16 protein-coding genes are annotated in these 22,339 nt (G+C 70.5%); 6 read left to right on the top strand and 10 right to left on the bottom strand.

Annotation, left to right across the window (positions count from 1 at the left end; genetic code table 11):
• Positions 1 to 102 precede the first annotated feature (102 nt).
• Both ACIP8W_RS02825 and ACIP8W_RS02820 read left to right on the top strand, forming a co-directional pair.
• Positions 103 to 792: a TetR/AcrR family transcriptional regulator gene (locus ACIP8W_RS02825; protein ID WP_402201701.1), complete on the top strand. Its 690-nt coding sequence runs from the start codon at positions 103 to 105 to the stop codon at positions 790 to 792.
• An 86-nt stretch (positions 793 to 878) separates the two neighbouring features.
• On the top strand, positions 879 to 1,118 hold the full coding sequence (locus ACIP8W_RS02820) for a heavy-metal-associated domain-containing protein (RefSeq protein ID WP_401952636.1): 240 nt from the start codon (positions 879 to 881) through the stop codon (positions 1,116 to 1,118).
• Positions 1,119 to 1,620: 502 nt separating this feature from the next.
• Here ACIP8W_RS02820 and ACIP8W_RS02815 read toward each other — a convergent pair.
• The 5 genes from ACIP8W_RS02815 to ACIP8W_RS02795 form a co-directional block, all read right to left on the bottom strand.
• On the bottom strand, positions 1,621 to 2,919 hold the full coding sequence (locus ACIP8W_RS02815; RefSeq protein ID WP_401952633.1) for a citrate synthase: 1,299 nt from the start codon (positions 2,917 to 2,919) through the stop codon (positions 1,621 to 1,623).
• 207 nt (positions 2,920 to 3,126) lie between these two features.
• The gene (locus ACIP8W_RS02810; protein ID WP_401952630.1) at positions 3,127 to 5,340 is read right to left on the bottom strand and encodes an ATP-dependent RecD-like DNA helicase; all 2,214 of its coding nucleotides are present in this window, start codon (positions 5,338 to 5,340) and stop codon (positions 3,127 to 3,129) included.
• 282 nt (positions 5,341 to 5,622) lie between these two features.
• Positions 5,623 to 6,414, bottom strand: coding sequence for a sugar phosphate isomerase/epimerase family protein (locus ACIP8W_RS02805; RefSeq protein WP_401952845.1), 792 nt, complete (start codon positions 6,412 to 6,414; stop codon positions 5,623 to 5,625).
• Positions 6,415 to 6,449: 35 nt separating this feature from the next.
• On the bottom strand, positions 6,450 to 7,613 hold the full coding sequence (locus ACIP8W_RS02800) for a dihydrodipicolinate synthase family protein (RefSeq protein ID WP_401952628.1): 1,164 nt from the start codon (positions 7,611 to 7,613) through the stop codon (positions 6,450 to 6,452).
• The gene (locus ACIP8W_RS02795) at positions 7,610 to 8,761 is read right to left on the bottom strand and encodes a Gfo/Idh/MocA family protein (RefSeq protein ID WP_401952625.1); all 1,152 of its coding nucleotides are present in this window, start codon (positions 8,759 to 8,761) and stop codon (positions 7,610 to 7,612) included. Before ACIP8W_RS02795 ends, ACIP8W_RS02800 begins: the two co-directional genes overlap by 4 nt.
• Before the next feature lie 168 nt (positions 8,762 to 8,929).
• On the opposite strand from ACIP8W_RS02795, the gene ACIP8W_RS02790 reads away from it, so the two are divergent.
• The gene (locus ACIP8W_RS02790) at positions 8,930 to 10,093 is read left to right on the top strand and encodes a LacI family DNA-binding transcriptional regulator (protein ID WP_401952622.1); all 1,164 of its coding nucleotides are present in this window, start codon (positions 8,930 to 8,932) and stop codon (positions 10,091 to 10,093) included.
• Between the two features lie 60 nt (positions 10,094 to 10,153).
• Complete coding sequence (locus ACIP8W_RS02785) at positions 10,154 to 10,945, top strand: sugar phosphate isomerase/epimerase family protein (protein ID WP_401952619.1); 792 nt, start codon at positions 10,154 to 10,156, stop codon at positions 10,943 to 10,945.
• A gap of 42 nt (positions 10,946 to 10,987) precedes the next feature.
• Here ACIP8W_RS02785 and ACIP8W_RS02780 read toward each other — a convergent pair whose 3' ends face one another.
• Positions 10,988 to 11,944: an EamA family transporter gene (locus ACIP8W_RS02780; RefSeq protein WP_402201697.1), complete on the bottom strand. Its 957-nt coding sequence runs from the start codon at positions 11,942 to 11,944 to the stop codon at positions 10,988 to 10,990.
• Between the two features lie 158 nt (positions 11,945 to 12,102).
• Between ACIP8W_RS02780 and ACIP8W_RS02775 the strand changes: the two genes are divergently transcribed.
• Entirely contained in the window at positions 12,103 to 13,026 is a 924-nt protein-coding gene (locus ACIP8W_RS02775; RefSeq protein WP_402201833.1) for a LysR family transcriptional regulator, read from the top strand.
• 309 nt (positions 13,027 to 13,335) lie between these two features.
• Positions 13,336 to 15,147, top strand: a complete 1,812-nt coding sequence (locus ACIP8W_RS02770; protein ID WP_402201695.1) for a glycoside hydrolase family 3 protein — start codon at positions 13,336 to 13,338, stop codon at positions 15,145 to 15,147.
• Between the two features lie 70 nt (positions 15,148 to 15,217).
• On the opposite strand, the gene ACIP8W_RS02765 is transcribed toward ACIP8W_RS02770, so the two are convergent.
• The 4 genes from ACIP8W_RS02765 to ACIP8W_RS02750 form a co-directional block, all read right to left on the bottom strand.
• Positions 15,218 to 16,672, bottom strand: coding sequence for a S28 family serine protease (locus ACIP8W_RS02765; protein ID WP_401952613.1), 1,455 nt, complete (start codon positions 16,670 to 16,672; stop codon positions 15,218 to 15,220).
• A gap of 98 nt (positions 16,673 to 16,770) precedes the next feature.
• Positions 16,771 to 17,190, bottom strand: coding sequence for a hypothetical protein (locus ACIP8W_RS02760; protein WP_401952610.1), 420 nt, complete (start codon positions 17,188 to 17,190; stop codon positions 16,771 to 16,773).
• 225 nt (positions 17,191 to 17,415) lie between these two features.
• Complete coding sequence (locus tag ACIP8W_RS02755) at positions 17,416 to 21,171, bottom strand: ABC transporter ATP-binding protein (RefSeq protein WP_401952608.1); 3,756 nt, start codon at positions 21,169 to 21,171, stop codon at positions 17,416 to 17,418.
• 155 nt (positions 21,172 to 21,326) lie between these two features.
• Positions 21,327 to 22,265, bottom strand: a complete 939-nt coding sequence (locus ACIP8W_RS02750; RefSeq protein WP_401952605.1) for a serine hydrolase — start codon at positions 22,263 to 22,265, stop codon at positions 21,327 to 21,329.
• Positions 22,266 to 22,339: the final 74 nt, after the last annotated feature.

The raw sequence follows: 22,339 nt of genomic DNA, 5'->3' as shown, positions 1-22,339 counted from the left end.
GCCATTGCCATAGAATAGAAAACACGAGACATCACTCGCATTACCAATATTGCGAGCGCCCTCTCGCATTTGTCAACCGATCCAGGAAAGCCGGGGACCGTCATGCCGGAGGCGCAGAGCGACAGCGACGCCACGACGGCCAGACCACGCCGCCGCCAGGCCCGCGGCGAGCGGCGGATCGCCCAGCTCCTCGACGCGGCGGCGAGCGTCTTCAGCGAGCACGGCTACACGGCGGCGAGCACCAACGCCATCGCTCGGGAGGCCGGGGTCTCCCCCGGCACGCTCTACCAGTTCTTCCCGAACAAGGAGGCCATCGCCGTCGAGCTGGGCAGCAGACTCCTGGCGAGCTGGCACACCGCCTACGGGGAGGCGCTCACGGCGGCCCATCTCCAGCTGCCGCTGGACCAGCTGCTGGACGCGGTCCTGGACCCGCTGATCACGTTCAACTTCGAGAACCCGGCCTTCAACGTCCTGATGCACGGCCCCGACACCCCGGGCCATGTCGCCACGGAGCACGACCTCCTGCACTCGGCGATGCTCACGCGGGTCGACGGGATACTCGGCGCCTACCTCCCCGGCACACCGCCGGCGGACACCACCCGGATCTCCAAGACGGTTTTCACTATTTTCAAGGGTGGCCTGGATCTGATCCTCGCCGCAGAGCCGGCCGAGCGTGACGCGTACGCCAGAGAGCTGAAGACGGTCCTCTACCGCTACCTGTTCCCGCTGACCGAGCACGTCTGCGACGACGGCCCGATGCCTCCCTCCGAGGTTCGCATCCATACCCCCTAGGGGTACAGTCGGCAGGCAGGGATCACGCGCGGGAGCGCAACGATCACGCCAACCACGCCGAACGTCGCCGAAGAGGAGAAACCTCCATGACCACCGAGACGAACCAGTCCGCCGAGGTCACCACCGTCTACCAGGTCACCGGCATGACCTGCGGCCACTGCGAGGGCGCCGTCACCCAGGAGGTCTCCGGGATCGAGGGCGTCACCTCGGTTCTGGCCACCGCCGCGGACGGCCGGGTGACCGTTGTTTCCGCCGCCCCACTGGACGAGGCCACCGTCCGCGCCGCCGTCGACGAGGCGGGTTACGAGCTGGCCGGCCAGGCCTGATCGGAGCCTTCCCGCGATTCGGAGGCGAACCCCGAACCTCTCCCTCTGTTTATCCGGTTACCACTCTCCGGAGCCTGTGACCCTCCACATACGCCACAAGTCCTTCACAAAGAGACCTAGATCACATAGATTATGGGGTAACCATTAGGCCATCTCGCGTGTCTAAGAGGACGATGCCAGAAGAACGTCTTGGGGGACGTTCGATGGGATCGCAGGGGATGTCTTGGGGGACATCTCAGGCAGCGATGTGGCCGGGGCACGTGCACGGGGAGCTTTGAGCGGCCCTCCCGTACGTACCCCGGTCCGACCGCACGCGTAGCTGTCCCGGTTGCGCAGAAGTAGCCGTTCTCGGCTACGGCAGACGCCCGGCCCGGATCCCGTGGGGGGAATCCGCACCGGGATATGGAAAGCGCCCCGCCCGCCGACCCGTGGGGGGATCGGTGAGCGGGGCGCTTTTCGCTCCGTACGACGGGCCGGTGGCCCGCGACGGTCCGTCTGTGGGTCAGCGGCCCTCGACCGGGACGAAGTCGCGCAGGACCTCGCCGGTGTAGATCTGGCGCGGGCGGCCGATACGGGAGCCGGGCTCCTTGATCATCTCGTGCCACTGGGCGATCCAGCCGGGCAGCCGGCCGAGCGCGAAGAGCACGGTGAACATCTCGGTCGGGAAGCCCATGGCCCGGTAGATCAGGCCGGTGTAGAAGTCCACGTTCGGGTAGAGCTTGCGCTCGACGAAGTACTCGTCGGCCAGCGCGTGCTCCTCCAGCTTGAGCGCGATGTCGAGCAGCTCGTCGGACTTGCCGAGCGCCGAGAGGACATCGTGCGCCGCCGCCTTGATGATCTTCGCCCGGGGGTCGAAGTTCTTGTAGACGCGGTGCCCGAAGCCCATGAGCTTCACGCCGTCTTCCTTGTTCTTCACCTTGCGGATGAAGGTGTCGACATCGCCGCCGTCCGCCTTGATGCCTTCGAGCATCTCCAGCACCGACTGGTTGGCGCCACCGTGCAGCGGGCCCCACAGGGCGCTGATGCCGGCGGAGATCGAGGCGAACATGTTCGCCTGCGAGGAGCCGACCAGTCGCACGGTCGAGGTCGAACAGTTCTGCTCGTGGTCCGCGTGCAGGATGAGCAGCTTGTCGAGCGCGGCGACCACGACCGGGTCGGGCTCGTACTCCTGCGCCGGGACCGAGAAGGTCATCCGCAGGAAGTTCTCGACGTACCCGAGGTCATTGCGCGGGTAGACGAAGGGGTGGCCGATCGACTTCTTGTACGCGTACGCCGCGATGGTCGGCAGCTTCGCGAGCAGCCGGATCGTGGAGAGATTGCGCTGCTTCTCGTCGAACGGGTTGTGGCTGTCCTGGTAGAACGTCGACAGCGCGCTGACCACGGAGGACAGCATCGCCATCGGGTGCGCGTCACGCGGGAAACCGTCGTAGAAGCGCTTGACGTCCTCGTGCAGCAGCGTGTGCTGGGTGATCTCGTTCTTGAACGTGGCGAGCTCGTCGACCGTCGGCAGCTCACCGTTGATCAGCAGATATGCCACCTCGACGAAGCTGGAGGACTCGGCCAGCTGCTCGATCGGGTAACCCCGGTAGCGCAGGATGCCCTGTTCGCCATCGAGGTAGGTGATCGCGGACTTGTAGGCGGCGGTGTTGCCGTAGCCACTGTCCAGGGTCACCAGACCGGTCTGAGAACGGAGCTTCCCGATGTCGAAGCCCGTATCGCCGACGGTGCTGTCGATCACCGGATAGGTGTACTCGCCGTCGCCGTACCGCAGTACTACCGCGTTGTCGCGTTTCTCGCTCACGTCATCCCTCACCGACGTAGTGCCTCTTCTTCGAGGTGCCCTGACTGTCTCTACCATCCCCCATTTGGCTCAGGAGAGTGCACTCGGGGTCGGCCATTAGGCCTTTTGGCGGCACTCAGTGCCGCCAACCTCCCCATCCTGCCCCGACCTCCCCGGTCGTGGGAAGTCGGCGTAGCCCCGGCGCCGGAATCCATGGCGGCACCCGCTTCAGATTCCCCTGAGCCGATGGGCGAGTGCGGTGAAGCGTCTACCCGCGGAAATCGTGCGCACCGCCTGCCCGATGGCCTTTCTCGACCCGACCAGCACGACGAGCTTCTTCGCCCTGGTCACGGCCGTGTACAGCAGATTTCGCTGGAGCATCATCCAGGCCCCGGTGGTGACCGGAATGACCACCGCCGGATACTCACTGCCCTGCGAGCGGTGGATCGTCACGGCGTACGCGTGGGCCAGCTCGTCCAGCTCGTCGAAGTCGTACGGCACCTCCTCGTCCTCGTCCGTCAGCACCGTCAGCCGCTGCTCCTCCAGCTGGATCGAGGTGACCACACCGACCGTGCCGTTGAAGACACCATTCTCCCCTTTGTCATAATTATTACGAATCTGGGTGACCTTGTCGCCCACCCGGAAGACCCGGCCGCCGAGCCTCTTCTCCGGGAGATCGGGTCTGCCGGGTGTGATCGCCTGCTGGAGCAGACCGTTCAGCACGCCCGCGCCCGCCGGGCCACGGTGCATCGGTGCCAGAACCTGAACGTCCCGTCGCGGGTCCAGACCGAATTTGGCCGGAATCCGTCGGGCCGCGACATCGACCGTGACCCGTCCCGCGTCCTCCGTCTCGTCCTCGACGAAGAGGAAGAAGTCGCTGAGCCCCTGGGTGAGTGGCTGTATCCCGGAGTTGATGCGGTGGGCGTTGGTCACCACCCCGGACTGCTGCGCCTGCCGGAAGATCTGGGTCAGCCTGACGTGCGGTACGGGACCGTCCTCGGCCAGCAGGTCGCGCAGCACCTCGCCCGCCCCGACCGAGGGAAGCTGGTCCACGTCCCCGACCAGCAGCAGATGCGCACCCGGCGCCACCGCCTTGACCAGCTTGTTGGCCAGCAGCAGATCCAGCATCGACGCCTCGTCCACCACCACCAGATCCGCGTCCAGCGGCCGGTCCCGGTCGTACGCCGCGTCCCCGCCGGGCCGCAGCTCCAGCAGCCGGTGCACGGTGGACGCCTCGGCGCCCGTCAGCTCGGCGAGCCGCTTGGCTGCCCGTCCGGTGGGAGCCGCCAGCACCACCTTGGCCTTCTTCGCCCGCGCCAGCTCCACGATCGAGCGAACCGTGAAGGACTTGCCGCAGCCGGGGCCGCCCGTCAGCACCGCGACCTTCTCGGTGAGCGCGAGCCGGACCGCCTGCCGCTGCTCGGGTGCCAGCTCCGCGCCTGTACGCCCCGCCAGCCAGGTCAGCGCCTTGTCCCAGTCCACGTCCTGGAAGGCCGGCATCCGGTCCTCGGCGGTCCGCAGCAGCCGCAGCACCTGGCCGGAAAGTGACAGCTCGGCGCGGTGGAAGGGCACCAGATAGATCCCCGTGATCTTCTCCTCGCCGCCATCCGGCCCCGGCACCCGCTCCTTCACCACCCCTTCCGGATCCCCCGCCAGCTCGGCGAGGCACTCGATGACCAGGCCCGTATCGACCTGGAGGAGCTTCACAGCGTCGGAGATCAGCTGCTCCTCGGGGAGGAAGCAGTGGCCCTGGTCGGTGGATTGCGACAGCGCGTACTGAAGCCCGGCCTTGACCCGCGCCGGACTGTCGTGCGGGATGCCGACCGCCTGGGCGATCCGGTCGGCGGTCAGGAAGCCGATGCCCCAGACATCGGCCGCGAGCCGGTACGGCTCGTCCCTGACCACGGAGATCGAGGCGTCGCCGTACTTCTTGTAAATACGCACCGCGATGGAGGTGGAGACGCCGACGGTCTGGAGGAAGATCATGACCTCCTTGATGGCCTTCTGCTCCTCCCAGGCCGCGCCGATCATCTTGGTGCGCTTGGGGCCGAGACCGGGCACCTCGACCAGCCGCTTCGGCGCGTTCTCGATGATGTCGAGGGTGTCGACGCCGAAGTGGGTGGTGATCCGGTCGGCCATGACCGGGCCGATGCCCTTGATCAGCCCCGAGCCGAGATAGCGGCGGATGCCCTGGACCGTGGCGGGCAGGATCGTCGTGTAGTTCTCCACCGTGAACTGTTTGCCGTACTGCGCGTGCGAGCCCCAGCGGCCCTCCATGCGCAGCGACTCGCCCGGCTGCGCGCCGAGCAGCGAGCCGACCACCGTGAGGAGATCGCCGCCACGGCCGGTGTCGACCCGGGCGACGGTGTAGCCGTTCTCCTCGTTGGCATACGTGATGCGCTCTAGTACGGCCTCAAGCACGGACAGCGCTGGATTGGACATGATCCGACGCTACCGCCCGGCTCCGACATCCCTGCGGGCCTGTGGACAACTCCTGTGCGTACACCTACAACTCCGGTACGCGGCGCCCTCGCGCGGCCCACTACAAGGGGCCCGGTCCGATGGACCGGGCCCCACGTGCTCCCCCTCCGACAGAGCCCTCCGATCCCCCCGGATACGCCCCCCGAAGGCCCTGTCGACGTATATGACTCACCTCACCCGGGAAGGGTTGCACGGTTTCGCGGAGTTATTTTCCGCGGTGTTCTCCGCGTGGTCGCGAAGGGCTCACAGGGCGTGGGCCACATACCGCTCGGTGACCTCCGCGAGCAGCTCGACGCCGTCCCGTTCCCACAGTTCGTCGTTGAACAGCTCCACCTCGATCGGTCCGGTGTAGCCCGCCGCGTCGACCCGTTCCCGCCAGGCCCGCATATCGACCGCGCCGTCCCCGATCTGGCCGCGGCCGTTGAGCACCCCGGCCGGCAGCGGTGTCGTCCAGTCGGCCAGCTGGAAGGTGAAGATCCGGTCGGCCGCGCGCGCGACGGCGGCGGGAGCCCGGTCGTCCCACCAGATGTGGTACGTGTCCACAGCCACCCCGACCCGCTCGGCGGGGAAGCGCTCCGCCAGATCGAGGGCCTGGTCCAGGGTGGAGACCACACAGCGGTCGGACGCGTACATCGGGTGCAGCGGCTCGATCGCCAGCCGTACGCCGCGCTCCGCCGCGTACGGGGCCAGCTCGCCCAGCGCGTCGGCGATGCGCTCGCGGGCGGCGGCCAGATCGCGGCTGCCCTCCGGGAGGCCGCCGGAGACCAGCACCAGGGTGTCCGTACCGAGCGTGGCGGCCTCGTCGATCGCCGCGCGGTTGTCGGCCAGGGCCTCGGTCCGCAGGGCGGGGTCGACGGCGGTGAGGAATCCGCCCCGGCAGAGCGTGGTGACGGCGAGTCCGGCGTCCCGTACGAGCTTGGCGGCGGCCTCGACCCCGTACGCCTGGACGGGTTCGCGCCACAGGCCGACGCCCGGTACACCGAGACGTACGCACGCCTCGGTCAGCTCGGGCAGGGAGAGCTGCTTGACCGTCATCTGGTTGATGCTGAAACGGGTCAGGTCGCGTCCGGTCACTGGTCCACTCCGTATACGCCGAGCAGGGACCGCATCCGGGCCGCCGCGCGTGCTGGGTCGGGGAAGAGGCCGAGCCCGTCGGCCAGTTCGTACGCCCGTGCCAGATGCGGCAGGGAGCGTGCCGACTGGAGGCCGCCGATCATCGAGAAGTGGCCCTGATGGCCGGCCAGCCAGGAGAGGAACACCACGCCCGTCTTGTAGAAGCGCGTCGGGGTCTGGAAGAGATGGCGGGACAGTTCGACGGTGGGGTCGAGGAGTTCCCGGAAGCCCTTGGTGTCCCCGGTGTCCAGGACCCGTACGGCCTCGGCCGCCAGCGGTCCCAGCGGGTCGAAGATGCCGAGCAGGGCGTGGCTGAAACCCTGCTCGTCGCCCGCGATCAGCTCGGGGTAGTTGAAGTCGTCGCCGGTGTAGCAGCGCACGCCCCTGGGCAGCCGGCGGCGGACCGTGATCTCGCGCTCCGCGTCCAGCAGCGAGATCTTGATCCCGTCGACCTTGTCCGGGTGCTCGGCGATGACCTGGAGGAAGGTCTCGGTGGCCGCGTCCAGGTCCGCGCTGCCCCAGTAGCCGTCGAGTGCGGGGTCGAACATGGGGCCGAGCCAGTGCAGGACGACCGGCTCGGTGGCCTGGCGCAGCAGATGGGCGTAGACGGCGAGATAGTCCTCGGGGCCGTCGGCGGCGGCCGCGAGGGCCCGGGAGGCCATCAGGATGGCCCGTGAGCCGGTCTCCTCGACGAGGGCGAGCTGTTCCTCGTACGCGGCGCGGACCGTCTCCAGGGAGTGCGTGCCGGGCGCCAGCTGGTCGGTGCCGACCCCGCAGGCGATCAGACCGCCGACCGCCTTCGCCTCGGCGGCGGAGCGGCGGATCAGCTCGGCGGCGCCCGCCCAGTCCAGACCCATGCCGCGCTGCGCGGTGTCCATGGCCTCGGCGACCCCGAGGCCGTGCGACCACAGGTGCCTGCGGAAGGCGAGGGTGGCGTCCCAGTCGACGGCGGCGGGCCCGTCGGGGCTGGTGTCGGCGTACGGATCGGCGACCACATGGGCCGCGGAGAAGACCGTACGGGAGGCGAGCGGCGCACCGCCCGCGACGAACCGGGCGGGTTCGGCGCGGGGGGTGTAGAGCCGGGTCGCTCCGCCGGGGGACGGCAGCAGGAGTGCGGTCACAGCGTCAGCTCCGGTACGTCGAAGCGGCGGCCCTCGGCCGAGGAGCGCAGCCCCAGCTCGGCCAGCTGCACACCGCGCGCGCCCGCCATGAGGTCCCACTGGTAGGGCTCGTCGAGCACGACGTGGCGCAGGAACAGCTCCCACTGCGCCTTGAAGCCGTTCTCGAACTCGGCGTTGTCCGGCACTTCCTGCCACTGGTCGCGGAAGGACTCGGTGGCGGGCAGATCCGGGTTCCAGACCGGCTTGGGCGTGGCGCTGCGGTGCTGGACGCGGCAGTTGCGCAGGCCCGCGACGGCGGAGCCGTGCGTACCGTCGACCTGGAACTCGACCAGCTCGTCGCGGTTGACGCGGACCGCCCAGGAGGAGTTGATCTGGGCGACCGCGCCGCCCTCCAGCTCGAAGATCCCGTAGGCCGCGTCGTCGGCGGTGGCGGCGTACGGCTTGCCCTGCTCGTCCCAGCGCTGCGGGATGTGGGTGGTGACGTGCGCCTGGACGGTGGTGACCTTGCCGAACAGCTCGTGCAGGACGTACTCCCAGTGCGGGAACATGTCGACGACGATGCCGCCGCCGTCCTCGGAGCGGTAGTTCCAGGAGGGGCGCTGGGCGTCCTGCCAGTCGCCCTCGAAGACCCAGTAGCCGAATTCTCCCCGTACGGAGAGGATCCGCCCGAAGAAGCCGCCGTCGATGAGGCGCTTCAGCTTGAGCAGGCCCGGCAGGAAGATCTTGTCCTGTACGACGCCGTGCTTGATCCCGGCCGTACGGGCGAGCCTGGCCAGTTCGAGGGCGCCTTCGAGATCACCGGCGGTCGGCTTCTCCGTATAGATGTGCTTTCCGGCGGCGATCGCCTTCTTGATGGCCTCGACGCGGGCCGAGGTGACCTGGGCGTCGAAGTAGATGGCGATCGTGTCGTCCGCCAGGACCGCGTCGAGATCGGTGGACCATTCGGTCAGGCCGTGCCGCTCGGCCATCTCCTTGAGCGCGTGCTCGCGGCGGCCGACGAGGATGGGTTCGGGCCACAGCACCTCGCCGCCGCCGAGATCCAGTCCGCCCTGTTCGCGGATCGCGAGGACGGAACGGAGCAGGTGCTGCCGGTACCCCATCCGCCCCGTGACGCCGTTCATGGCGATCCGCACTGTCCTTCGTGTCACGAAGTTCCCTCCATACGGCCGTAGCAAGCGCTTTCTATGAGGTAAGAAGCTAGCCTGCGACAGCGGCCCGGACAAGTCCCGGCGCCGATCTCCGACCGATCCGCCCCCTTCGTACCCCCGTACCTTCGTCACCCCGTACCCCCTCGTACCCCCTCGGAGGAAAAAGCGATGACAGTCACGCTGGCGGATGTGGCGGCACGCGCCCGGGTGTCACCCGCCACCGTCTCCCGCGTACTGAACGGCAATTACCCGGTGGCCACGGCGACCCGGGACCGGGTGCTGCGCGCGGTGGACGAGCTGGATTACGTACTGAACGGGCCCGCCAGTTCGCTGGCCGCCGCCACCTCCGATCTGGTGGGCATCCTCGTCAACGACATCGCCGACCCGTTCTTCGGGATCATGGCGGGAGCCGCGCAGACCGAGATCGGCGGGCAGGAGGGGACCGGCCGGGCGGGCGGCGAGAAGCTCGCTGTCGTCTGCAACACCGGCGGCTCGCCCGAACGCGAGCTGACCTATCTGACCCTCCTCCAGCGCCAGCGGGCCGCCGCCGTCGTCCTCACCGGCGGGGCGCTCGAAGATCCGGACCACATCGCCGCGATGGCCGCCAAACTGGCGAAGCTCGCGGACGCGGGGACCAGGGTGGTGCTCTGTGGGCGGCCCCCGCTGCCGGACAGCGAGGCGATCGTGGCCTCCCTGGCCTTCGACAACCGGGGCGGCGCCCGGCGGCTGACCGAGCATCTGATCGCCCTGGGGCATCGCACGATCGGCTATGTCGCGGGCCCGGTCGAACGGACGACGACCCGGCACCGCCTGGAGGGCCACCGGGCCGCGCTGGCCGCCGCCGGACTGGGCCCGGACGGCCCCGACGACGGGACGCTCACGGTCCACGGCCCCTACAGCCGTCGCTCCGGGTACGAGGCGACGCTCGAACTGCTCCGCCGCGCACCGGACCTGACGGCCGTGGTCGCCGCGAACGACACCGTGGCGCTGGGCGCGTGCGCGGCCGTACGGGAGCGGGGGCTGCGTATCCCCGAGGACATCTCGGTGGCGGGCTTCGACGACCTGCCGTTCTCGGTGGACGCGACCCCGGCACTGACGACCGTACGGCTGCCGCTGTTCGAGGCGGGGGCACGGGCGGGACGGCTCGCCATGGGGACGGAGACACCGCCGCCCGGCGGGATAGCCACCATCTCCGCGGAGCTGATGGCGCGCGCGTCGACGGCGCCGCCCCGGGCGGAAGGACAGCCCCAGGAGCTCCGCCGATCGCTCTCTGCCGATTGCTCCGCCGATCGCTCTGCGAGGAACGCGCTTCCCGCACCCGACCCCGCCTGATAGGCCAGGACCGGTGGTTCCCCCTTCAGGAGCCGCCGCCCGCCAGGAAGGAACAACAGCATGAGGTTCGCCTTCTCCACCCTCGGAGTCCCGGGTCTGCCCATCGCCGAGGTCGTCGACCTCGCCGCCACCAATGGCTACCAGGGGGTCGAGCTGCGCACCCATCCCGAGGAGCCCGTGCACCGGGGGCTGGGGCGGCGGGACCGGGCGGCGGTGGTCGAGGAGTTCGAGCGCGCCGGGGTCGAGATCCTGGGCGTGGCCGGATACGCGCGCGTCGCCAGTGCCGAGGCCGACGAGGAGCAGCTGCGCCAGGAACTGACCGACCTGCTGTCGCTCGCCCGCGATCTGGGCGCACCCTTCATCCGCGTCTTCCCCGGCGGCGGCGACCTGCCCGCGCCCGAGGCCGACGCGCTGGCGATGCGGCGGCTGGCGGGCGCGGCGGAGGTCGCGGCGGACCACGGCGTACGGATCCTGCTGGAGACCCATGACTCCCACCGCACCGGCCGGGACGCGGCCCGGGTGCTGGGCCCGGTCGGCCACCAGCGGGTCGGCGCCCTCTGGGACGTGATGCACACCTGGCTCGGCGGCGAGGACCCGGTCACCACCCGCGCGATCCTCGGCCCGCACCTCGGCTACGTCCAGGTCAAGGACATCGCCTCCGCCGAGGACACCACGCCCCTCCTCCTGGGGGAGGGGGTGCTGCCCCTGGGGGAGTGCCTGACGCTGCTCGACGAGGACAGCTGGGTCTGCTGGGAGTACGAGAAACGCTGGTACCCCCAGGCCGAGGAGCTGCCCGCGCTGCTGGGCAGGGGCAGGGTGTATCTGGAGGCGCTGGCCGGGGGGTATGCCTGAGCGGGGCCGGCTTCGGTTCGCCGACCGCCCTCCGCGACCGGTTCACACGCCTGGTCGGGACGGGTCCGTACGCGTACCGGCACGCGTTCCGAGGTCCGCCGGCAGGTCAACAGCCGTAACCGGTACGGGTACGGCTGCGCCCGGCGCGGACCGCGACAGCGAGGTCAGCGCCACTCCCCCGACCAGCAGCGCCGCCGCGCACCAGCGCAACGGGCTGACGGACTCGCCCAGCAGCAGGGCCGCGGAGGAGATCCCGAAGACCGGTACGAGCAGGGAGAAGGGCGCGACGGAGGACGCGGGGTAGCGGCGCAGCAGAAAGCCCCAGACCCCGAAGCCGAAGACGGTGGTGACCCATGCGACGAACAGGATGACGCCGACACCGGTCAGGTCCAGCGCGCGCAGCGCGGCCAGGTCCGCCGCCGGGCCCTCGAACAGCAGGGAGAGCCCGAGGAGCGGCAGTACGGGGACGGTGGACACCCACACCATGAAGTTCAGGGAGTCCGGCGGGGACGCCTTGCGGGTCAGTACGTTGGAGACGCCCCAGCAGGCGGCGGCCACCAGGATCAGGACGAAGGCGAGCAGCGGCCCCGAGGTCCCCTCGTCGACCGCCGCGACGGCGATACCGCAGAGCGCCACGCCCATCCCCAGCAGCCGCACGCCGCCCGGCCGCTCGCCGAGGAGGAGCGCGGCGAACAGCGCCGTGAAGACCGCCTGGATCTGGAGGACGAGCGACGACAGACCGGCCGGCATGCCCTGGTCCATCCCGACGAAGAGCAGCCCGAACTTCGCCACACCGAGCGCCAGTCCGACCCCGATGATCCACTTCCACGCGACCTTCGGGCGGCCCACGAAGAAGATCGCGGGCAGCGCCGCCACGAGGAACCGCAGGGCGGAGAAGAGCAGCGGCGGGAAGTGGCCGAGTCCGACCTCGATGACGACGAAATTCACCCCCCACAGGGCGGTGACAAGGACGGCGAGAGCGATGTGTGTGGTGCGCATGGGGTGAGCGTCTCGAACATGACCATGTAGCACCAGCGCGAATTTCTTCACGGTTGGATTGAGCGTTGCTTATGATTCATGCGCACGGCACGACGCGCGCCCTCGGCACGGCCCCTGTTCGCGGTTCATGCCGCGCGCCCCCTGAGACGGAGATACTCCTGCTCGATCTCGCCCGGCTGCGCGCGCTGCACGCCGTCTCCGTCCACGGCTCCGTCGCCGCGGCCGCCGTCGCGCTCGGCTATACGCCCTCGGCCGTGTCCCAGCAGATCACCAAGCTGGAGCGGGAGACCAGGACGACTCTGCTGGAGCGGCGCGGCCGGGGGGTGGCGCTCACCGACGAGGCGCGCCATCTCGCCGCGACGGCCGAGGAACTGCTCACCATCGTCGAGCGCGCCGAAACCACGCTGGAGGAGCGCAGGGGGCAACCGACCGGGCAGCTGGCCATCGGGGCGTTCGCGTCCTCCGCCCGGGGGCTGCTCCCCGGCGTGCTGGCCGAGCTGGCCGAGCGGCACCCCGCGCTCGACATCCGGCTCAGGGAGGTCGATCCGCACCTCTCCGTCGACCTGGTGGCCCGGGGCGTGATCGATATCGCGGTCGCCCACGACTGGGACATCGCCCCGCTGCCCACCCCCGACGGTGTGGAGCAGTCGGTCATCGGCGACGACCTGTGCGATGTCATGGTCCCGGCCGCGCATCCGCTGGCGGCGCGGTCCTCCGTACGCCGTCAGGAGCTGGCCGGGCAGCGCTGGATCTGCCAGCCGCCGGGGACGGTCTGCCACGACTGGCTGGTCCGTACGTTGCGCGCGGCCGGCTGCGAGCCCGATCTCGCGCACCAGGCCGAGGAGAACCACACCCAGCTCGCCCTGGTGGCGGCCGGTCTGGGCATCGCCATGATCCCGCGCCTGGGCCGGGGCCCGCTCCCTGGTGGCGTGGTGGCGGTCTCCCTCGACCCGATGCCCAAGCGACGGCTGTACGCGCTGTGGCGTACGGGAGCGGCGCGGCGCCCGGCGGTCACGGCGACCGTGGAGACCCTGGAGCGGCACTGGCCGATGGTGTCGCCGGCGGTCCCGGCGACCGGCTGAGGACGCGGTCCCGGCCGGCCGAAACCCGATGCGGGGGAACCTCGGGGCCCGCGTCCCCGTCCTACCCACGTGCGCCGGAGAGTCGCGCGACGGTGTCGGCCCGCCCGCTGACCACGGTGGCCGACCCCCCTCTCCAGCCGTCGCGCCCGGCCACGCGCCGCCACCGGTGCGCCCCCCTTGTATGCGCCGGTGGCGGGCGCTCTCCCCGGGACCGGCGCGTCCCTTGACTGATAGTTACTTTCCGGATATCCGTACAACCTTGGAAGTTTCCTTCACTTCCCCCGTGGTACACGGCCGGAAGGAGCACCCGTGCACGACCGCACCTCTCTCTCCCGACGCACTCTCCTCACCGCGACCGCCGTAGCGGCGGCCGCCGGATCAGCTTCGGCGCTCCCCGCTCGGGCGTCCGCCGCCTCCTCCGGCCGGATCCGGCGGCTCGTCGACCGGATGAGCCTGGAGGAGAAGGTCGGCCAGCTCTTCGTCATGCGGGTGTACGGACACTCCGCCACCGACCCCGACCAGGCCGACATCGACGCCAACCTCGCCGAGATCGGGGTCCGTACGGCCGCCGAGCTGATCTCGACGTACCACGTCGGCGGGATCATCTACTTCGCGTGGGCGCACAACACCCGTGACCCGCAGCAGATCGCCGGTCTCTCCCACGGCATCCAGCGGGCGGGGCTGGCCGGGCGGGTGCCCGTACCGCTGCTGATCGCCACCGACCAGGAGCACGGCGCCGTCGCCCGGGTCGGGAAACCGGCCACGCTGCTGCCCGGCGCGATGGCGCTCGGCGCCTCGGAATCGACGGCACGCGCGCGTGAAGCGGCCCGGATCGCCGGGGCGGAGCTGGCCGCCATGGGCATCAACCAGAACTACGCGCCGGACGCGGACGTCAACGTCAACCCGGCCAACCCCGTCATCGGCGTACGGTCCTTCGGCGCCGATCCACAGGCCGTGGCCCGTATGGTCGCCGCGCAGGTGGAGGGGTACCAGAGCGCCGGGATCGCCACGGCGGCCAAGCACTTCCCCGGGCACGGCGACACGACGGACGACAGCCACACCTCCCTGCCCACCATCCACCACACCCGCGCGCAGTGGGAGGAGCTGGACAGGCCGCCGTTCCGGGCCGCGATCGACGCCGGGGCCGCCTCGATCATGACCGCGCACATCGTCGTCCCCGCGCTCGATCCGAGCGGCGATCCGGCGACTCTTTCACACCCCATCGTGACCGGAATTCTCCGTGAACAGCTCGGTTATGACGGTGTGGTGATCACCGACGCGCTCGGCATGGAGGGCGTACGGCAGAAGTACGGCGACGACCGGGTGCCCGTCCTCGCGCTCCTGGCGGGCGTCGACCAGCTGCTCAATCCGCCGGATCTGGATCTCGCGTGGAACGCGGTCCTGACGGCGGTCAGGAGCGGCGAAATCAGCGAGGGGCGTATCGAGGCGTCCGTGCTCCGCGTTCTCGCGCTCAAGGAGCGGCTGGGGCTGTTCCGCGACCCGTATGTCACCGGGGGCGGGGTGGACCGTACGGTCGGCGTCCCCGAGCATCTCGCCGCCGCCGACCGGATCGCCGACGCGACCACCACCCTGCTCGTCAACGAGCGCGGGCTGCTGCCCCTGAACCGCCGCCGCGAGCCGAACGTGCTGGTCGTCGGCGCCGATCCGGCCGCGCCCTCCGGGACGACCGGGCCGCCGACCACCGTCCTGGCCACGGCCCTGACCGAGCTGGGGTTCACCGCGACCGCGCTGTCCACCGGTACGGCGCCGGGCGCGGCGCTGGTCGACGCGGCGGTGGCGGGCGCGCGCGGCAAGGACGCGGTCGTCGTGGCCACGTACAACGTCTCGGCCACCAGCCCGCAGCGCGCCCTGGTGGCCGCGCTGGTGGCGACCGGGGTGCCCGTGGTGACGGTCGCGCTGCGCGATCCGTACGACATCGCGCGGCTGTCCGGGGTCACGGCGTCGCTCGCCGCGTACTCCTGGACGGATGTCGAGGTGCGCGCCGCCGCCCGGGTGATCGCGGGCCGGGTCCGGCCGGTGGGCCGGCTTCCGGTGCCGGTGCGCCGGGCGGACGACCCGGCGCGCGAGCTGTACCCGATCGGGTACGGGCTGACGTACTGAGACCCGCCCCCGCACGCGACCGGGCCCGCCGTCCAAGAGGACGGCGGGCCCGGAATCGTCCACAGGGTGGTTACGGCCTCAGCGTGTGCTGCCGGTCCATCTTCTGCTTGTCCAGCTTGGCGTCGAACTTGGCCAGCGGCTTCGCCTTCGCCTCGTCCTTCTGTACGGCGGCGGGAGCGACCCCGGCCCACTCGAGGATGCTGGCGGTGGCCTTCGCCCGCTGGTCCTCGACCAGACCGGCGACATTGGCACCGTGGTTGGCGCCCGGCGCGACATAGACGTAGCTGTCCTTCGCGCCCCGTCCCAGCCGGAAGGGCTCGGCACCCCAGGGGTCGTTCTGGCCGTACACGAACAGCATCTGGTTCGCGTGGTGGCGGACCCAGCGGTCGATGTCGGGCATCGCCCGCGGGGTGAACTTCATGGGGATGTCGCGCGGGACGAAGCTGCGCGGCGACGGGTAGCCGTAGCGCGAGAGGCTGCCCAGGTGCGGCAGCTCGATGGCGGGAGAGCCCAGCTCGGTACCCGCCTGGTAGTAGTACGGCGTGTAGGTGGCCAGGTTCTGGTCGGTCGGCGCGGAGAAACCGGAGACCGCGTCGACGATGTCGAAGATCTCCTGGTCGGAGGCGGTGGCGGGCGGCATGGTGGCGCAGTCGTCGGCCAGGCCGTACTGCCAGAACGCCCAGGCGAAGTCGAGGACGACGGCCTCGTACGCCTTGTCGAGCGAGCCGATGGTGGTGAAGGTCGCGCCCTCGGCCTCGGCCCATTCCGCGTACTTCTTCTCCAGCGGCTCGCGCCGGATCAGGGCCTCGCGCTGCACGGTGGTGAGCCGGTCGCGGCACTCCTTGGTGCCGACCGTCTCGAAGAACCGGTCGTACGCCGAGTCCTCCTTGTCCACCACGTCATTGGGGGCGACGTACGCGACGACGCCGTCCATGTCGCCCGGGTAGAAGCGCTTGTAGTACGTGGCGGTCATACCGCCCTTGGAGCCGCCCGTGGCGAGCCACTTCGCGGAGTAGATCCCCTTCAGCGCCGTGTGGATCCGGTGCTGGTCGCTGGCCGCCTGCCAGATGGTCAGCTTCGACCAGTCGGCGGGCTGGGGGCGCGACGGGGTGAAGAAGCGGTACTCCATGGAGACCTGGTTGCCGTCGACGATCCGGGTCGGCTCGCTGCGGCTGGGGTTGGTGGACAGCCCGTAGCCGCTGGTGAAGAAGACCGTGGGGCGGCTGGTGTCCTTGTGCAGCAGGGTGATGCGCTGCTGGAAGGTGCCCTTCGACGGATTCCGGTGGTCGACCGGCTGGGTGTAGTTGAGGACGAAGTAGCGATAGCCCGTGTAGGGCTTCTCCTGGACCAGGCTCATCCCCGGGATGGCGAGGATCCGGTCCTTGATGTCGGTGGTGTCGGCGGCGGTACGGGCGTCCGCGCCCCGATCAGCGGCGGTGGCCGCTCCGGCGGTGGCCGCGCCGGCCGTCGCCGCCGTTCCTATGAGCAGTACGAGCGACAACAGCCATCTCAGCGCCTTGCGCATTCACGCTCCCTGTGTTCATGACAGACGCCGTGAACCTAGCGGGGCGACGGCCCCCGCCGCCAGCCCAGGACTCCCGGGGGCGCGTTGCCGACGTACCGTCAGCACAGGATCCAGTCCGTCGAGCCCGACTTCCCGGCGATGGAACCGGTGGCCCGTACACACCGGTTGAGCGCGTGCACGGTGACCGGACCGGCCTGGTGCGTGTAGTTCCCCCGGTCGACCACCGGGTTGCCGCCGCGCGGCTGGATGCTGACCGATATCGCGCGGCGCACCCCCTGCTGGGTGGCGACGGTGACCGCGCACGCGTAGTCGCGGGCCTTGAAGACCCGCAGCTCGCCGCCGCTGAACTGCACCGTCTTCTGCGCGCGCCCGGCGCAGACGGAGGCCGCGCGGGCCGCCGACGCGCCCGGATCGGCGACCACCAGGGCGCCCAGGGCGATCAGCACCACCAGACAGTGCGTCAGCGCTCTGCGGAGGCCGGTTCTCCCACCGGCCCCCACCCCTGCCCATACGAACACGAGTCCCCCCCTTGGCTTGTCGTGTGTACATGCGTACGACGCGCAGGGAACAGGGATGGTTGCGGTACTCACCCTCACCAGAGGCCCATTTGGCGACAACACGCCATATCGGTCGAAGGGGTTCGACGGCGCGGGGAGACGGGAAGAAGCGGCCGCCCCGGAGACGTCTCTGAGACGCCGCCGGAAATACCGCCGGAGGTTCTCAGAGGTGCCTCGGAGATCCGCTCAGAGCGCCACCGCCGCCGCTTCCGCCTCGCCCTCCCCCGCGCCGATGAAGGTGCGCCACAGCCGGGCGTACCGGCCGTCCAGTGCGAGCAGTTCCTCGTGCGTGCCGTCCTCCGCGACCCGGCCCCGGTCCATCACCACCACCCGGTCCGCGCGCGCCGCCGTGGTCAGCCGGTGGGCGACCACCAGCGTCGTACGGCGTCCGGCGAGCCGTTCCGTGGCCTGGTTGACCAGTGCCTCGCTCGCCAGGTCCAGCGCGGCGGTCGCCTCGTCCAGCAGCAGGATGTCCGGGTCGACCAGTTCGGCGCGGGCCAGGGCGATCAGCTGGCGCTGGCCGGCGGAGAGGTTGCGGCCGCGCTCGGCGACCTCGTGGAGATAGCCGCCGTCCAGGGTGGCGATCATCTCGTGCGCGCCGACCGCGCGGGCCGCCGCCTCCACCTCGGCGTCGCCCGCCTCGGGACGGCCGTACGAGATGGTGTCACGGACCGTACCGGCGAAGAGGTACGGCTCCTGCGGGACGACACCGAGCCGGTGCCGGTACGCGGTGAGGTCCAGGTCTCGCAGGTCCGTACCGTCCGCCAGGACCCGGCCGCCGGTCGGGTCGTAGAACCGCGCGACCAGTTTGACGAGGGTGGACTTGCCCGCGCCGGTCTCGCCGACGAAGGCCACGGTCTGGCCCGCCGGGATCCGCAGCGCGATACCGGCCAGGGCGGCTTCGTCCTCGTCGGCGCCCCCGTACGCGAAGTGCACGTCCTCGAAGGCGATCTCGCCGCGCAGCGACACCACCTCCAGCGGCTCCTTCGCGGCCTTCGTCGAGGTCGGCTCCCGCAGTAGTTCCTGGATCCGGCCCAGCGAGACGGTCGCCTGCTGGTAGCCGTCGAAGACCTGGGAGAGCTGCTGTACGGGCGCGAAGAACAGGTCGATGTAGAGGAGGTACGCGACGAGCGCGCCGGTCGTCAGGGTGCCGGCCTCCACCCGTCCCGCGCCCACGATCAGGACGGCCGCCGCGGCCACCGAGGACAGCAGCTGTACGAACGGGAAGTAGACCGATATCAGCCACTGTCCGCGCACCCTGGCGGTGCGGTAGTGGGCGCTGCGGTCGGCGAAGCGCTCGGCGCCGTCCCGCTCGCGGCGGAACGCCTGGACGATCCGCAGCCCGGAGACGGACTCCTGGAGGTCGCCGTTGACCGCGCCGATGCGCTCGCGGGCCAGTTCGTACGCCTGGACGCTCTTACGGCGGAAGAAGACCGTACCGATGATCAGCACGGGCAGGGTCGCGAAGACCACCAGGGCCAGTTGCACATCGATGACGATCAGCACGACCAGGATGCCCGCGAAGGTCACGACGGAGACGAACGCGGTGACCAGACCGGTCTGGAGGAAGGTCGACAGCGCGTCGATGTCGGTCGTCATCCGCGTCATGATGCGGCCGGTCAGCTCGCGCTCGTAGTAGTCGAGGCCGAGCCGCTGGAGCTGCGCGAAGATCTTGAGCCGCAGCGCGTAGAGGACGCGCTCGCCGGTCCGGCCGGTCTTGCGTATCTCGCCGGTCTGCGCGGCCCACTGGACGAGCACGACCAGCAGCCCCAGCGCGGACGCCACCCATACCGCGCCGAGCGCGAGCCGCTCGACACCCTGGTCGATGCCGTGCCGGATGAGGACGGGGAGCAGCAGGCCCATACCGGCGTCGAGGGCGACGAGCGCCAGGCTGGCCAGCAGCGGCAGCCCGAAGCCGCGCAGCAGCCTGCGCAGTCCGTACGACTCCTCGGCGGCGACGGCGCGCGCCTCGTCCACGCCGGGCGTGTCGGTGGCCGGGGGCAGCGCCTCGAGCTGGGCGAGCAGTTCGGGGGTGGCGCCGGGGGTCGCGCCGCCGCGCTCCTCACGGACCCACAGGGCGGGGGTGACCCCGCGTTCGGCGTCGAACTCGGCGTCGATCTCCCGCTGGATCGCCCGGTCGTCCTCCGGGGAGCTGTCCACGGACGCCTCGACGGGCGGGTGCCCCGGCGAGACCCCGCCGAGCCGGCCGGGTTCGGTGAGCAGCCGCCGGTAGAGGGCGGAACGTTCCTGTAGCTCGTCGTGCGTCCCGATGTCCGCGAGCCGTCCGCCGTCCAGTACGGCGATACGGTCGGCCAGCCCCAGCGTGGAGCGGCGGTGGGCGATCAGCAGGGTCGTACGCCCGGCCATCACCGCGCGCAGCGCCTCGTGGATCTCGTGCTCGACGCGGGCGTCGACGGCGGAGGTGGCGTCGTCCAGGACGAGCAGCCGGGGGTCGGCGAGGATCGCCCGCGCGAGGGCGACGCGCTGGCGCTGACCGCCGGAGAGGGTGAGGCCGTGTTCACCGACCGTGGTGTCGTAGCCGTCGGGCAGCTCGCTGATGAAGCCGTGGGCCTGGGCGGCGCGGGTGGCCCGGAGGATCTCCTCCTCGGTGGCGTCGGGTTTTCCGTAGGCGATGTTGGCGCGGACGGTGTCGGAGAACAGGAAGCTGTCCTCCGGTACGAGCCCGATGGCGGCCCGCAGCGAGTCCATGGTCAGCTCGCGCACATCGTGGCCGCCGACGAGGACGGCGCCCCGGGAGACGTCGTAGAAGCGGGGCAGCAGCAGCGAGAGGGTGGACTTGCCGCTGCCGGAGGTACCGACGACGGCGACGGTCTCGCCGGGGGCCAGCTCCAGCGAGAAGCCGTCGAGGACGGGCCTGCCGTCCTCGTACGCGAACGACACGTCGTCGAACTCGACCGATGCCTCGGCGCCCCGGGGCAGCTCCTTCGTACCGTCCTGGAGGGTCGGCTCGGTGTCGATCAGCTCCAGTACGCGTTCCACCCCGGCCCGTGCCTGCTGGGCGACGGTCAGGAACAGGGCCAGCATCTTGACCGGGCCGACCAGCTGGGCCAGATAGGTGGAGAAGGCGACGAAGGTGCCGAGCGAGATCTGGCCCCGGGTGGCGAGCCAGCCGCCGAGCGCCAGCATGGCGACCTGGCCGAGCGCGGGGACGGCCTGGAGGGCGGGGGTGTAGCGGGAGTTCAGCCGGATCGTGCGCAGCCGCCCGGCGAACAGCCGGTGTCCGGCCTCGCGGAGCTTGCCGGTCTCCTGCTCCTCCTGGCCGAAGCCCTTGACGACCCGGACCCCGGAGACCGCTCCGTCGACGACCCCTGCGACGACCCCGGCCTGCGCCTGCGCGTACCAGGTGGCGGGGTGCAGCTTGCCGCTGCTGCGGCGGGCGACGAACCAGACGCCGGGGGCGACCGCCAGCGCGACCAGGGTCAGCGGCGGCGACAGCCACGTCATGATTCCCAGGGAGATCACGAACAGCAGGATGTTGCCGATCGTCATGGGGAGCATGAACAGCAGGCTCTGGACGAGCTGGAGGTCGCTGGTGGCGCGGCCGATGACCTGCCCGGTGGAGAGCGCGTCCTGGCGCCGCCCGTCGAGGCGGCCGATCGTCTCGTACATCTCGGTACGGAGGTCGTGCTGTACGTCGAGGGCGAGCCTGCCGCCGTAGAAGCGGCGGATGTAGGTCGCCGCGTAGACGGCGAGCGCGGCGACGAGCAGCAGTCCGGTCCAGAGCGCGAGCGAACGTTTCCCCTCGCCGTCCACGGCACCGATGACATCGTCGATGACGACCTTGGTGATCAGCGGTACGACGGCCATCATCGCCGTTCCGACAACCGAGGCCCCGAGGGCGAGCAGCACATCGCGCCGATACCGCCACGTGTACCCTGCCAGCCGCCGGGCCCAGCCCCGCTCCGCCTCCGCCGCCGTCACATGTGCCTCCCGGTCGCCCCCGGCGGACCGTCCCGGTCTGCCGGAATGCAGCAACGCGGGCGGCGGCGGATTTCATCCCTCCGCAACAAAAGACGGGTCCGCGGTCCTAGGACCTGCCCAGGACCGCGGACCCGTCCCGACGGGCTGCCGCCGGGTTACTTGCCGAAGCGCTCCGGAGTGGCCGGCATGGACTCGATCGCCGCCGAGGGCGCGACCCGGACCGTGGTGGTGGTCTTGGGCACGGCCGGGTTGAGGTCCTTGTGGACGGCCTTGGCGACGGCCTGGATGGTGTTGATGCCGTCGTTCATCGTCTTGTTGTCGTGGGTGAGCACGCTGATCGTGTAGTCGTGCCCCTTGCCGGTGAACGCGCCGACGCTGTGCACGCGCCAGCCGTGGGTGGACCGCTGGAGCCAGCCGTTCTTGAGCTGGACGGTCGCGGTGGTCGGCGCCCCGGCCGGGACGCCCCAGCGCTGCGCGGCGACGACCTTGTTCATCCGGCCGAGGAGGTAGGTGCGCGAGGCGTCCTTGAGCACGGTGTTCTTCGCGGTGATCAGCGACAGCAGCTGCTTCTGGTCGGCCGCGGTGATCCGGGTGAGCCCCCAGTAGCCGTTGGCGCCCGGGATGGTCCGCGTCATCTTCGCGGCCTTGAGGAAGCCCTTGACCTTGGTCGGACCGAGCTGCTTCCAGAGCGTGCTGGTCGACGCGTTGTCCGACTTGGTGATCATGGCCGTGGCGAGATCGGTCTCCCGCTTGGTCAGCTTGCGGTCCGTCTTCTGCGCGTCCCAGAGCAGGGTGGCGAGGACGGTCACCTTGACCACGCTCGCGGAGTCGTACTGCTGGTCGGCCCGCAGGGCGCAGTGCGTGTTGGTCGTACGGTCGTGGACCGCCACCGCCGTCGTGGACTTCCGGCCCTTGAGGGCCGCGGTGATGTCCTTGGTCAGCTGGGCCGCGAGGCCCACCTTGGCCGAGGTGCAGACCACGGCCGGGGCCGCGGCGATGGCGGGCGCGGCGGCGGCCACCGGTACGAGCACGCCCGCCGTCAGGGCGGCCGAGAGCGCTCCCCGGGCGCGCCGGGATATTCGCTGGTGAGTCATGTGAGTGTCCCCGTCCCCCTGCTACTGCTACTGCTACTGCTTGCTGCTGCCTGCTTCCGGCCGCTCCGGAATGC

It is taken from the genome of Streptomyces sp. NPDC088554, assembly GCF_044752945.1.
In the GTDB taxonomy this organism is placed as follows: domain Bacteria; phylum Actinomycetota; class Actinomycetes; order Streptomycetales; family Streptomycetaceae; genus Streptomyces.
This window is presented reverse-complemented; position numbering and strand designations above follow the sequence as displayed.